General features: G+C 44.9%; 11 protein-coding genes and 1 tRNA gene. 9 read left to right on the top strand and 3 right to left on the bottom strand.

Features of this window, described 5'->3' with window-relative positions:
• Positions 1–39 precede the first annotated feature (39 nt).
• Positions 40–456 (bottom strand): hypothetical protein, encoded by a 417-nt coding sequence (locus GSQ66_RS13865; RefSeq protein WP_162428011.1) that lies wholly within the window; start codon positions 454–456, stop codon positions 40–42.
• Positions 457–1222: 766 nt separating this feature from the next.
• Positions 1223–3007 carry an ABC transporter ATP-binding protein gene (locus tag GSQ66_RS13860; RefSeq protein WP_162428010.1) on the bottom strand — a complete coding sequence of 595 codons (1785 nt, stop codon included), beginning with the start codon at positions 3005–3007 and terminating at the stop codon, positions 1223–1225.
• Between the two features lie 150 nt (positions 3008–3157).
• On the opposite strand from GSQ66_RS13860, the gene GSQ66_RS13855 reads away from it, so the two are divergent.
• The 8 genes from GSQ66_RS13855 to coaE all read left to right on the top strand — a co-directional run bounded on the left by GSQ66_RS13855 (position 3158) and on the right by coaE (position 9522).
• Positions 3158–4261 (top strand): Glu/Leu/Phe/Val family dehydrogenase, encoded by a 1104-nt coding sequence (locus tag GSQ66_RS13855; RefSeq protein ID WP_162428009.1) that lies wholly within the window; start codon positions 3158–3160, stop codon positions 4259–4261.
• 218 nt (positions 4262–4479) lie between these two features.
• Positions 4480–5628, top strand: coding sequence for a transcription antitermination factor NusB (gene nusB, locus GSQ66_RS13850; RefSeq protein ID WP_238395697.1), 1149 nt, complete (start codon positions 4480–4482; stop codon positions 5626–5628).
• An 83-nt stretch (positions 5629–5711) separates the two neighbouring features.
• Positions 5712–6017, top strand: coding sequence for a YtxH domain-containing protein (locus GSQ66_RS13845; protein ID WP_162428007.1), 306 nt, complete (start codon positions 5712–5714; stop codon positions 6015–6017).
• Between the two features lie 2 nt (positions 6018–6019).
• A complete protein-coding gene (locus GSQ66_RS13840; RefSeq protein WP_162428006.1) occupies positions 6020–7018 on the top strand; it encodes an isocitrate/isopropylmalate dehydrogenase family protein in 999 nt (332 codons plus the stop codon).
• A 25-nt stretch (positions 7019–7043) separates the two neighbouring features.
• Positions 7044–7604 carry a DUF1573 domain-containing protein gene (locus GSQ66_RS13835; RefSeq protein ID WP_162428005.1) on the top strand — a complete coding sequence of 187 codons (561 nt, stop codon included), beginning with the start codon at positions 7044–7046 and terminating at the stop codon, positions 7602–7604.
• Positions 7605–7624: 20 nt separating this feature from the next.
• The gene (gene yajC, locus GSQ66_RS13830) at positions 7625–7942 is read left to right on the top strand and encodes a preprotein translocase subunit YajC (protein WP_162428004.1); all 318 of its coding nucleotides are present in this window, start codon (positions 7625–7627) and stop codon (positions 7940–7942) included.
• Positions 7943–7987: 45 nt separating this feature from the next.
• Positions 7988–8926, top strand: coding sequence for a hypothetical protein (locus tag GSQ66_RS13825; RefSeq protein WP_238395696.1), 939 nt, complete (start codon positions 7988–7990; stop codon positions 8924–8926).
• A gap of 2 nt (positions 8927–8928) precedes the next feature.
• Positions 8929–9522, top strand: a complete 594-nt coding sequence (coaE, locus tag GSQ66_RS13820; protein ID WP_162428003.1) for a dephospho-CoA kinase — start codon at positions 8929–8931, stop codon at positions 9520–9522.
• Between the two features lie 1158 nt (positions 9523–10680).
• Here the strand turns inward: coaE and GSQ66_RS13815 are convergent.
• A tRNA-Val gene (locus GSQ66_RS13815) sits at positions 10681–10755 on the bottom strand.
• A 211-nt stretch (positions 10756–10966) separates the two neighbouring features.
• Here GSQ66_RS13815 and GSQ66_RS13810 point away from each other — a divergent pair.
• The gene (locus tag GSQ66_RS13810) at positions 10967–13456 is read left to right on the top strand and encodes an AsmA-like C-terminal region-containing protein (protein ID WP_238395695.1); all 2490 of its coding nucleotides are present in this window, start codon (positions 10967–10969) and stop codon (positions 13454–13456) included.
• Positions 13457–13801: the final 345 nt, after the last annotated feature.

Raw genomic sequence — 13801 nt, 5'->3', positions numbered from 1 at the left:
TCAGCAGTAAGTAACAGGCACAGCCCCAGCAGTAATAGCCTATTCAGTTGCTTTTGCTTTAAGCTCATTTAGTTTGTTCATTAAAGCATCTACATCGGCGTGGTGGCCTTTGGCAACTTCTGCAGCATCTAACTCAATCAACATGTTTTTCATCTGCTGCAGGTAGGCGGCTTTATCTTTTTTCAGGCAATTCTTTGGGGTATCGTGGCAATCGCCGTTCGCTCCTTTGGGTTTAAACATGCTGCCTTCACCGTAAATAAGCCATTGCGGATTCAGGTCAGGGAAGTTTTTTACAATAGCGACCAACTCGTCCAGCAGAATATTGCAGCCATTCAGGATGTTCTTCAGCGTTTCTTCGTCGCTGCCTGTCATCGCTTTCAGGTCGCTCATTTCCAACTCGTTCAGGTGCGTGTAAAACCTGAATCTCTTGCCAATTTGCTGTAGGTCAATAGCCATATATAGTAAGTTTAGTGGTGAATGTGATTATGCTATACGTAACTATAACAGAATCTGCTCTAAAAAATTCCGACAATACAATAATGGCATAGTTATATCCCGTAAAACAGGCAGCTGAAGGTATGGATTTGAAGGGTTTATAGTTGCCTCAGAGCGGGGCCGAACACCAGGTAAGGAAGTGGATCAGCGACCTCTGACCTATAGCCACCAAATTAAAAACGATAGCTGTAACTATAGACTATAACTTCTGAACATCTTTGTGAAAAGCAGCTGGTAAAAGCGGATTAAGAAGTCCGCAGCAGACAGGTTTCGGACACAGATGTCCGAAACAGCGAAAGGAACTATAGCACTATTACAGTAGCAGAAGTGTCCCCTTAAGGACAAGCGAGAACAGGGAGTTCGAAATTTGCAAGCTACGCTTATTAGGGGTGTTGAAACAGTAACTATAGAAAGATAAAACCAACTATAGCAACAGCCGAAATTCCCCTCTTGGGAGGGGCAGGGGTGGGTAAAACAGCAACGATGAAAAGATAGCGCTAACTATAGCAAAATCAGTGATCCTGAAAATCCTTTAATCCTGTAAATCCCGATTCAGACAACTCCTGTCCTTTCAGGCCAGTTGAGTTACAAACTCAACCCTATAGTTAGACACGGGTTGCAAACCCGCGCCAGCGGAGGAAGGGGTAAAACGCCAACTATAGAACTATAGCTACAACTATAACCCGATCCTGTTAATCCCAAAAATCACTATTAATCCCGGTTCAGGCTACTCCAGTTCTTCCGTCTGCAGCTGGCGCTCGTATAGTTCCTTGTACAATCCTTGCTGCCTGATCAATTCATCGTGGGTACCATGCTGTATGATCTCCCCGTCATCCAGCACCAGAATCCTATCCGCCAGTTTTACTGACGATACTCTGTGCGAAATGATGATAGACGTACGGTTAGCCATAATACGGCGCAGGCTGTTCAGGATAGCGTTCTCCGTTTTGGTATCTACCGCCGAAAGCGAATCATCGAGAATCAGGATGCGCGGCTCGCGCACCAGCGCCCGTGCTATAGATACACGTTGCTTTTGCCCGCCCGATAACGTAATGCCGCGTTCGCCCAGCTTTGTGTCGAACTGCTCCGGGAAACGCATGATATTCTCATACACATCTGCATCTTTGGCCGCCTGCACCATTTGCTCTTCGGTTATACTTGGTAAGCCAAAGCCAATATTATTCCGGATAGAGTCGGAGAAAAGAAATACATCCTGCGGCACGTACCCGATCTGGCTGCGAAGGCTTTCGATATTATAGTCGCGCACATCTACACCATCTATCAGAATACGACCGCTCGTTACATCGTACATGCGCGGCAGCAGCGTGGCAATCGTGCTTTTACCGGAACCGGTGTTACCAATTACAGCAAGAGTTTCGCCGTGCCTGATGTTGAAAGACACATGCTTGAGCGCGTGGATGTTAGTGTCCGGGTAAATAAAATCGACATTCTCGAAACGGATATCGCCTGTTATCTCTTTGCTGATATTTTCACGGGAAACAATGTCGTTTTTAGTATGCAGAAACTCGTTGATTCGTGCCTGTGAGGCAGCGGCCCGTTGCACTAAACTGGCCGTCCAGCCAAGCGACGTAACCGGCCAGGTAAGCATGTTCACGTAAATGATAAACTCGGCAATGTTACCGGTGGTTATAGTTCCGTTTATTACTTCCTGCCCGCCAATGTAAATGGTGATGATCGTGCTGAGGCCAACCAGGAAAAGTATAAGCGGGAAGAAAAGCGAGTTCACAAAGTTCAGGTCCAGCGATTTGTCTTTGTACACATTGCTGGCAGTTGTAAAGTTAGCATGAGAGTCATCCTCCCGCACAAACGATTTCAGTACCCGGATACCTGAAAAAGCTTCCTGCACAAAGGTGGTAATACCCGAAAGGCTGCGCTGTATCTCATCAGACTTTCGCTCGATGATGTTATTCACATAGTAAATGCTGATGGCCAGTATTGGCAGCGGTATCAGGGTATACATGGTCAGCTTCACGTTTACCGATAGCATGTATGGTATTACCATTATAAACAGCACCACCAGGTTAAGGCCGTACATAATGGCCGGGCCAAGGTACATGCGCACGCGGCTTACATCTTCTGAGATGCGCGACATCAGGTCGCCGGTGTTGTTTTTGCGGTAAAAGCTGAGTGGCAGGCTTTGGTAATGCTCGTAAATTTCGTTTTTCAGGTCGTTCTCTACCAGGCGGCTCATGACAATTATAGTTTGCCGCATAAAAAACAAAAACACGCCACGCAACAGCGCCATCACCAATATAACTACCCCATAAACCAGGATACTCTGGGCGAAAATTTCATATACCATACCCTGCTGCTGCATTCCGTCGTAAAGGTTGTGCAGGTTTATTCCTTCCTTAATCAGGTTAAAGGCATAGCGCACTACCTGGGCTGGCAGTATCTGGAAAAAGTTGGAAATAATTATAAAAACCAGACCCCAGAAAAGTCGGAATTTATACTTGAGCAGGTATTTATTTAAGTAGCGTAAAGATTTCACGGTAAGTTATTAAAGCCTAAGGCCTTTTACGATGATATGCAAAGTACAAATTGAATAAATCAAAAAAGAATTAATTTTGCAGCGCGAAAAGGGGGTAGCTTGCGGCACGCTCCGGCACAAAGATAGAATAACACTAAACCAATTTCATAAATGGTCGAAATTAAAGAAGTAGAACTGAAGAAAGACACATCATCTATCTTCGGTCAGATTTCAGAATACAATCATGAGAAAGTTGTTTTCTGCCATGACCACGAGACCGGCCTGAAGGCTATCATCGGTATTCACAACACGGTACTTGGTCCTGCTTTGGGTGGTACGCGTATGTGGTCTTATGCTTCTGATGCAGAAGCGCTGAACGATGTGCTGCGTCTTTCAAGAGGTATGACCTACAAAGCTGCTATTTCTGGTCTTAACCTGGGTGGTGGTAAAGCAGTGATCATCGGCGATGCCAAAAAAGATAAATCTGAAGCGTTAATGCGTCGTTATGGTCGTTTTGTGAAGAACCTGAACGGTGCTTACATTACTGCCGAAGACGTAGGAACCACTACAAAAGATATGGAGTACATTAAGATGGAAACAGATCACGTAGCTGGTTTACCAGAATCAATGGGTGGTAGCGGAGACCCTTCTCCGGTAACTGCATACGGTACCTACATGGGTATGAAAGCGGCTGCTAAAAAAGCTTATGGTTCTGATTCTTTAGAAGGCAAGAAAATATCTGTTCAGGGTGTTGGCCACGTAGGTGGTTACCTGGTAGAGCTGCTTGCAAAAGAAAATGCACAGATCTTTATCACCGATATCTATGAAGACCGTCTGCGTGAGATCTCTAACAAGTATGGCGCTAAAGTGGTAGGCATGGATGAGATCTATGATCTTGATGTGGATATCTACTCGCCATGCGCATTGGGTGCAACTATAAACGACAGCACACTTGCCAGACTTAAGTGCCAGATAATTGCGGGTAGCGCAAACAACCAGCTGAAAGATGAGTCGGTTCACGGACCAGCACTTATCGAGCGTGGCATTTACTATGCACCAGACTTCCTTATCAATGCTGGTGGCCTGATCAACGTTTACTCTGAGCTACAGGGCTACAACCGCGAAAGCGCTTATGGTCAGACAGAGCGCATCTACGGATATACATTGGATATTTTTGAACTAGCTGAGAAAGAAGGAATCCATACGCAGCTTGCAGCTACCAAACTGGCTGAACAGCGTATCCAGAGCATTGGCAAAGTTCATTCAACTTACTAAGCATAGCTTAGCAACAACTATAAATAAAGTAAAAGTGCTGCAGTAATTGTGGCACTTTTACTTTAAATACACCATACCAAATTGTGTTATAGGCTACTTGCTTTGCAGTATGCGTATAGTTACAAACCTTGCCTGCCAGGCAACTATAAATTTACAGTCACAACACGTTCTTTATACAATTAATTATGCTTAACCGCAGAACACTACGAATTAAAGCCATGCAGGCAATTTATGCATATATGCAGGCCGAAGGTTCTGACTATTTGCTGGCACTGGACCAGATAGGAGAAGAGTTTGCACCAGATCTTAACGCGATGGAAGTGCAGGACAGGAAACTGCTCGAAGGACAAAAGCAGATCGCAACGCTGCTTTTTAAAGAGTGGTATGAGAAGCGCCAGTTCGATGCAGAAGATGCAGACAAACAAATAGTGAATGCGGTAAACAGGGCTATTGTATCTTACCAGAACCAAAGCAAAAAAGACCGCCGTTATTACCACGACCAGATGCTGATTGCCGTTGAGCGCATCTACGACCACTACCTTGCAAACCTGCAGCTAATGGGCGTACTGACAGACCTGGTAAAAGAGGAGGAAGAAAAAAGAAGCAAACGCTTTACAGAGGCTAAAGGTCCGGACGTAAAACAATTCCTGCGCAACCAGCTTGTGCAGCGCATCCTGAACAACAAATCTTACCAGCAGCACATCATTCGTCGCAACATTAGCTGGGGTTCCGATGTTAGTGAAATAGCACAGGTTTACAGAGCCGTAATCAAGCAGGATGAAGTGTTCCTGGCGTACCTGCAAAACCCGTCGCCGTCGCTTTCTGACGACTTTGAGCTGGTAAAACATATTTACAAAAACATTATCTTTAAAGAAAAAACTTTACAATCTTTGTTTGAAGAGCAGGATCTGAACTGGGCTGAGAACAAAGCCATCGTGAAGAGCCTGGTAAACAAAACCATTAAAATGCTTGGCGAAGAAGCCGAAGGCAATGCAGAAGATGTAAAGCTGCTGGACCTGTCGCCAAACTGGGAAGACGATAAGGCATTCTTCGAAGAGCTTTATGAGCAAACCTTGCAGGAAAACGAGAAGTATGAAGCTATGATCTCGGCCAGTGTGCAGAACTGGGATGTAGAGCGCGTAGCACTTCTTGACAAGATCATACTTAAGATGGCACTCAGCGAAATGTACATCTTCCGCAGCATACCTGTTAAGGTAACCATTAACGAGTACATCGAAATATCAAAGATCTATAGTACGCCAAAGAGTAAGCAGTTTATAAACGGTGTGCTTGATAAAATGGCTCAGGAGCTTGTAAGCAAAGGCGAAATACGCAAATCGGGCCGCGGACTTATTGATAATAAATAAGTTTAATGCCCGGGCTACCATTTAGCCTGAAATGCCGTAAGGAGAGTAAATAAATAGAATCCGATATATTAGCATATACAACTATGGGTAAGAAGACAACCGCCATATTGGCTTTTGCATCTGGCGCAGCAGTAGGCGCAGCAGCGGGCATTTTGTTCGCTCCTGAAAAGGGCCAGGAAACACGCAGCTGGCTTAGCTACCGTTTAGAGAAATACCGCGATACACTTTCTGATTTGCTGGAGCAGCTTGTTGCCAAAGGCGATAACCTGCCAACCAGTGCAAGAACCGAAGGACAGCGCGTAATACAGGATGCAAAAAGCAAAGCAGAAAAATTGCTTGGAGATGTAGACTCACTGATAAACGAAATTAATAGCCGGAAAGAAATATAGATATGAGACAAATCACACTTATTCCTGGTGATGGAATAGGCCCGGAAATCACAGAAGCTGTAAAAGCTGTTTTTGCTGCAGCCAATGTACCTGTAACCTGGGAAGAAGAGAATGCCGGACAAACCACTTTTGATGCTATCGGGGAGCTGATACCGGCGACACTGATCGCCTCTTTAGAAAAAAATAAAGTAGCACTTAAAGGTCCGATCACGACTCCGGTTGGCAAAGGTTTTAAAAGTGTAAATGTGCAGCTGCGCCAGAAGTTTGACTTATACTCGAACGTAAGACCGGCTAAAACTACAAAAGGACTTGTAACCAGGTTCGAGAATGTAAACCTGGTGTTGTTCCGTGAGAATACCGAAGGCTTATACTCTGGACTGGAGATGTTTGATGAGCGCCTGCAGATATCTGATTCCGTGGCCCGCATTACACGTTTAGGTTGCGAAAAGATAATAAAGGCGGCGTTTGCCTATGCCGATAAGCATGGCTGCAAAAAAGTAACAGCTGTTCATAAAGCCAACATCCTGAAAAGTGCCGGTGCTTTGTTCCTTGGCGTATTTAACGATGTTGCCAAACAATACCCGCATATACAGGCTGATGACAAGATCATTGACAACATGTGTATGCAGCTGGTTGTAAAACCAGAGCAGTTTGACGTTCTTGTAACTACTAACTTATTTGGCGATATACTGTCAGACCTGTGTGCCGGTTTAGTAGGTGGCCTTGGTGTAGTTTCAGGTGCCAATATTGGCGATGATATGGCCATTTTTGAAGCGGTACACGGCTCAGCGCCGGATATTGCAGGCAAAGGAATAGCTAACCCGACAGCTCTGCTTCGTTCGGCTATTATGATGCTGCACCACATTGACCTGAAAGAGCAGGCTTATAAAATAGAAGCAGCTCTGGATGCGACACTGGCCAATAAAGAAGAATGCACCGGCGACCTGGGTGGCAAAGCCACAACTATGGAATTCGCCCGGAATATCATCTCTAAACTATAACTTATTAATCAGACGTTATTATAGTATGAAAAAGAATCTGATCTATACTTTTGCAATGGCTGTGGCACTGATGGCTACCAGCTGCAACGAAAACACTGCTACTGACGCAGAAGCAACAACAGGTAACGATGTAGCAACTACTGCTCCGGCAACCGAAACTACTGTGGACAACCCGAACATTGCCACTACCGAGCCAACGACTGCCACTACAGCAGCAGCTAATCCAAACGCGCCGGCAATGACGTTTAAAGAAACGGTTTATGATTTTGGTACTGTAAAGCAGGGCGAAGTAGTAAACCATACCTTTACCTTTACCAACACAGGCAAAGAGCCGCTTATTATCGAGAATGCTTCGGCATCTTGCGGCTGTACCGTGCCTGAGTGGCCAAAAACGCCGGTAGCTCCAGGTAAAACAGGCGAGATAAAAGTGCAGTTTAACAGTACTGGCAAATACGGCCAGCAGGCACCAATGGTAACTATACGTGCCAACACAGAGCCTAACATTACGCAGGTATCCTTAAAAGGTACAGTAGAGGCCAGCACTATACCAACAGCAGGTGCTGAAGGCCCGGTAAAAAGAAACTAATACGATCCTTATAACATAATATGCAGACCATACTTTTACAGGCCGGACAAGACGGAGGCTTAATGCCTCAGTTGTTAATGTTTGGGGCCATCATCCTTGTATTTTACTTCTTCATGATCCGCCCGCAGCAGAAAAAAGCGAAAGACCAGAAGAAATTCCGTGAAGAGTTAACCAAGGGGATGTTTGTAGTAACCATTGGCGGACTGCATGGCAAACTGGTTGCCGTGGAAGATGATACCGTAGTAGTAGAGGTAGATAAAGGTGTTCGCCTTACATTCGATAAATCTGCTATCTCAACGGAAGCTACCGCCAAGTTAAATCAGCAACCAAATAGCTAGCAGCCATTGCCTTTTGGAGCAGTAAAAAATATAGTAGTATGGTTTATGAAGCCATTCAGGCCGCAAACAAAGCAGTACTGGCGAGTAGTGCTGCTTTGTTTTGTGGCGGCTTCTACTTTCTGGATGCTTAATGCCCTAAACAAAAGCTACTCCACTCAGACAACTTACCCGGTCAGGTTTATTTATAACGAGAAACAATTGGTGCCGGTAAAGCCGCTGCCCGAAGAAGTGCTTGTTAACGTAACTGCCAAAGGATGGAAACTCCTGCGTAAGGCTCTTCGCCTGGAAGTGCAGCCGGCAGAGATCTATATCCGTAATCTTCCCCGTAATAATTATTTGTTAGGTTCCGCGCTACGTCCTGCGCTGGTAAATGCTATGGATGGCCTGCAACTTAACTTTGTGGTAACCGATACGCTGTCGTTTGTTTTCGATTCAAAGATAAGCCGTACCATTCCCCTGCAGCTGGATCCAAAACAAAAACTGGCAGCTGATGGATTTGAAGTAGCTGGTCCTGTAAAGCTCTCTCCTGATTCTGTTACCTTTGTTGGCCCGTCAACTATAGTTAATAAAATTCCAAGCCCTTTTCTGGTACGTTTGCCGAGTGCCAATCTGAGAGCCTCTGTAAAAGCAGAAGCGCCTGTAAGCTATAAAAACCAGGACTTGGTGAAGGCAAACATGGAGGAAACAGTAGCAACTATAAACATTAAGAACCTGGTGCAGGAAGAACGTCAGCTTTTGCCTGAACTGGTAAATGTGCCTGAAAGGAGGAATGTACTGCTGCAGCCTGCCACGGTTATAGTGCGTTATCAGCTTTTTGAAGACTCTGTTGCACTGCTTAACCGCGAATCGTTTAAGGCCGTGCTTAACTTCGCTAACTTTAATCCTCAGGATTCTACTATAGTACCTGAACTTGTGCAAAAGCCGGTTGGTGTACGCAAAGTAACGCTGTCGCCGCATCGCGTAAAAGTATTCCTGCAAAAGTAAGCATGTTAAAGATTGGTATAACCGGCGGCATAGGGGTAGGTAAATCAGTAGTTTGTCACATGTTTGCGTTGCTGGGAATCCCGGTTTATGATGCCGACACACGCGCCAAATGGGTAATGCATTATGATGAGGCCCTGAAGCAGGAGCTAACCGAAGCATTTGGTATGGAAAGCTACACAATAGATGGTGAGCTGAACAGAGCCTATCTCGCTAAAAGCGCCTTTCACGATCCTGGAAAACTTGCCTTACTCAATAGTATTGTACACCCGCATGTTGCCAAAGATTTTACCGATTGGGTAGCAGCAAATAGTGGAGCTCCATATATAGTTAAAGAAGCGGCTCTGATGTACGAGTCAGAAGCATGGCGGCAGATGGATGAGATCATAGCTGTATTTGCTCCTATGGATATACGTATTAAGCGCTTGCTGCAACGCGATACCCACCGTACGCAACAGGATATAGAAGCCATAATAGGCAAGCAGCTGAAGGAAGAAGAGAAGATGGCGCGCGCCCAGCACATCGTCTACAACGACGATAAACAGCTTCTTATTCCGCAAGTGTTGAAACTGCATGAGCAGTTCTTAACTAAAGCATAGTGCGAGAGCTATAGTGTACTTGCTTTGATTTTTCCAATTACTTTCACTTCTCTGTTATTTTAAAGGATAGCCAAGAATTGTAGCTAAACTATAGTCTTGAAAGCATACAAGGTTTCAACTGGCGGCTGGGCTGTGGTTTTACACTTTCTATTGTCATTTCAGGCTTTTAGCCGAGGGATCTTTTATGTCCTGTAGTTCTTCTTTGTCATTTCGAACAGCTGTGAGAAATCTGTGTTCTATAGTGAGCTATAGTTGCAACCTGAACCAAGCCTTTCTTCTATAGTTACTTCTAATCCTGGGAGCTCTACTAGCCTATAGTTTTATAGTTTCTTTGGCTCCCTCACGGCCGGGAGGCCTCGTCTTCGGGCATCGCGCTGCTGCTTTCTTGCTACCCTCGCTCTGCTCGTGTTGCCTGACGGCACCGCAACAAAGCAAAGGCGCTCAACCCAAAGACTGAGATCAGTTCGATAGTAAAACTATAGTTGATCAGAGCGGCTATAGTTGTATCGCCTTATCGTGGCTATAGTTCCGTAGGGACAGGTCGCGACCTGTCCGATCCTGGTCTGTAACTATAGAACTATAGCTAAACTATAGCAACAGCCGCAATTCCCCTCTCGGGAGGGGCAGGGGTGGGTTAAAACTACAACTATAAAACGATAACCTCAACTATAGCAAAGGCTGTAAAGCTCCTTCCCCTGTTTTTAGGGGAAGGCTGGGAAGGGGTAAAACGCCAACTATAAAACTATAGCTTACAACTATAGCAAAAGCCAAAACCTCCCCGCCTTGGACTACCGGAAAGGGATTCCGAAGGTAGCGAGCGTAGCCCTGAGGGGCAGTTGGATATCACATATAACCAAGATATTAGCAGGAGCTGCGCACGCTGCCAGGCCTTAATCTTGTCTATCCATTAATCCTGTAAATCCTGATTCAGACAAAACTCCCACTCCTGTCCGGAGGTAGGAACCTGATTGGGAAGGGAGGGCTGGGACAGGGCAAAACGCCCAGCCTTAAAAGACGCTCTGTTTTGCAAGCAAATGTGAATCAAGGTATTATACTAATGCTTGCCAGTAGGCGTTAAATTATAACAGTAAGGATGGGGTAGGGATATTCGGAAAAGTATAGACATAAAAAAAGGACAACTTTTTGAGTTGTCCTTTGTGGGGCGTACTGGATTCGAACCAGTGACCCCCTGCTTGTAAGGCAGGTGCTCTGAACCAGCTGAGCTAACACCCCGTTTGTGTCTCTGAGGACCTGTTGTCCCCGTTTGATGATGCAAATATGGGGGCTTTTTTTGTAACTGCAAAACATTTGAAAAAAAATTTAACAATTTTTTTTCTGAACTATAGTACCTATTGTTCGCCTGTGATTACTACTGTACCTTTATCTTTTGTAAGATGCTTAAAATCTGATAATTCTCTTGAAGCAAAAAGGTCTTGTTAAAAAAGTGCTATTTTATGCAGCTGTTTCTGTAGTTGCTGTTATGGGTATAGCCTTTACCTTAGTGTATGTATATCAGGATAAGATCATTACGCTTTTTGTTACAGAAGCTAACAAGCACATTAAAACAAAGGTGGAGGTAGAGAAGATCTCGCTTTCGCTGTTCGATAAATTTCCGCAGGTAGCTGTGTCGCTGGATAAGGTAAATGTAGTGGAGGGTGTGCCGGATAGTGATATATCGCTGGCAAGGCTAAACAAACTATACTTTACTTTCAGTATCTGGGATGTATTGCGTGGCAAGTACAACGTGAAAGAACTATACCTGGAGGATGGTGCTGTTTATGTGAGAGTGCTACAGGATGGCAGCGTGAACTATGATATTATTAAAACAGATACGACAGCAACTGAAGACGGTGGCTTCGCTTTTAATCTGGAGCAGATAGACTTTAACCGCGTTGCCATACACTATACCGATCTTAAGCTTAACCAGGCTTACGAAGTAGACGCACACCAGCTACAGGCCGCCTTAGCTATCTCCACGGAAACCATAGGTATAGAAGCGGAAGGCGATGCAACTATAAACACTATAAAAGTAGGCTCCGGCGAATATTTTAAAGGCAAACGCGTAACGTTAAATACCGCACTGCAGATAGACAGGCTGAAGCGAACAATAGCGCTGCAACCATCGGTAATAAACGTAGAGAATGCTGCTTATGAAGTAGCCGGAACTATAGATTTTGCCGGAGCTACCAACCTTAACCTGACATTAAAAGGAAAGAATACGAGTATACAGTCGATGTTGTCGTTGCTGCCGCAGCATATAACCAAAGAGTTTAACCAATACCGCTCGGATGGTGACGTCTATTTCAGCGGAACTGTAAAAGGGGAGGCATCATCTAAGCACAACCCTGAGATCGCATTCAGCTTTGGTTGCCGCAATGCTACCTTCTATCATCCGGATGTAAAGCAGCGTGTAGAGAAATTAAGCTTTGAGGGCAGCTTCACCAACGGCAGTAACCAGAACGCATCCACATCAGCGCTTACACTTAAAAACCTGAAAGGGTCGCTAAACAACCGGCCATTTTCGGGCAATGTATCTTACAAAAACTTCAAAAACCCAACTATAGCTTTCGACCTTAGCGGGATGGTAGATGTGGCTTATGTGCTGGGATTACTGCAACTGGAGCAGGTGCGCAGCGGCAGTGGGCTGGCCGATGTAAAGATCGCGTTCTCGGGTAACTTTAATGAGTTTAAAGCAAGGCCAGGAAACAGCACTGTTAACACATCCGGAGATATTACGCTGCACAACGTTAGCCTTAACCTTAGCGACCTTCCGCTGCCTGTAAACGGCATGAACGGCAACTTTATATTTAAGCACAACGATGTGGCCGTGTCTGATTTTAAAGGCAAACTGGGCGAATCTGATTTCGTGCTGAACGGGATGTTTAATAACGTAATGGCCTGGCTGCTGCTCGATAACCAACGTTTGTTTGTAGATGCCGACTTCAGTAGCAATTACCTGAATTTTGACCAGCTGCTGAGCGAGAAACAGAATACGCCAGCCAATGCCCGTAAAGGTGACTCCGGTTATCGCCTGGAAGTATCGCCGAACATTGCGTTTAACCTGGGAGCAACTGTTAAAAAGATGCAGTTCCGGAGGTTTAAAGGCGAGAATATAAAAGGTGAGGTAACGCTCAAAAACCAGGTGATCACGACTCCTAACATTTCTGTTAATACGCTGGGCGGTAACTTTGCTGTGCGGGGGAGTATAGATGCCCGGCAGCGAAACCATATAAAAGTCAGCACCGCCAGTAAAATCAACAATCTGAGCGTAGACAGCCTTTTCTATGTGTTTGAGAATTTTAACCAGGATTTTATCCTCGACCGAAATCTGAGAGGCACCCTCACGGCAAATATTATTTCCGATATATACCTCGACAGCCAGCTTAACCCCAAGACCAACCTGTTGCAGGCTGAAATAGAAGCTACGGTGCGCAACGGGCAGCTCATAGACTTTGCGCCCATGCAAAAGATGTCAGCGTTTGTGAAGCGCTCAGAACTGGCCAATATGCGATTCTCGGAGCTACACAATAACTTTTATATCCAGGAGCGCACCATTTATATTCCGGAGATGGATATCCGCACCAGCCTGTCGCCGCTGCCTTCTGTTTCCATATCAGGTACACATACTTTTGACCAGGACATGGACTATAAAATTAAGATGCCCCTGTTCCAGAAGCGCCGCCCTGATAAAGATGCCATGTTTGGTGTAGTTGCCGAAGACCCAAATGCAGGTAACAGCATGCTTTTCCTGACGCTGAAAGGCAAAGAGAACAACTTTAAGCTGGCTTATGATGATGACCGCGTTCGTGCTAAAATCAAAGACGACCTGAAGCAGGAAGGCCAGGAAATAAAGCAGATACTGAAAGGTAAAAAACCTGTTAAAAAAGAGAAGACCGTAGAGTTGGAAGAAGGAGAGTACTTCGATTTCAATTAAACTATAGTTTGCCTTCTCAACAGGCATGCTACTAGCGAGTTATATAGTTTGCAGCTGCCCAAGGTTTATAGTTCCTATCCCAAAACATAACACAGGATGTTTGTGAGTGCCTGCCAAAATTGCCTGTTTTTAAAATAACCTCATTTGAAGAAATAGCTTAAATCAGATGTTTCTATATTGTAAAAATTCTATTTTATGTTTGCATATAATTTAGGTGCGTTTACATATAGATAAAGCGGGTATAACGAAAAAATTATAAATAAATTGTAACTAAGGGGTTGGTGGTGCGTTAAGTAGATCAAAACTACAATTCCTGAGGGGGATGTGGTTTTGTAGGGATAAGGT

Source organism: Pontibacter pudoricolor, from assembly GCF_010092985.1.
In the GTDB taxonomy this organism is placed as follows: Bacteria; Bacteroidota; Bacteroidia; order Cytophagales; family Hymenobacteraceae; genus Pontibacter; species Pontibacter pudoricolor.
The sequence above is the reverse complement of the archived record's forward strand: the minus strand, read 5'-3'. Positions and strand labels throughout refer to the sequence as shown.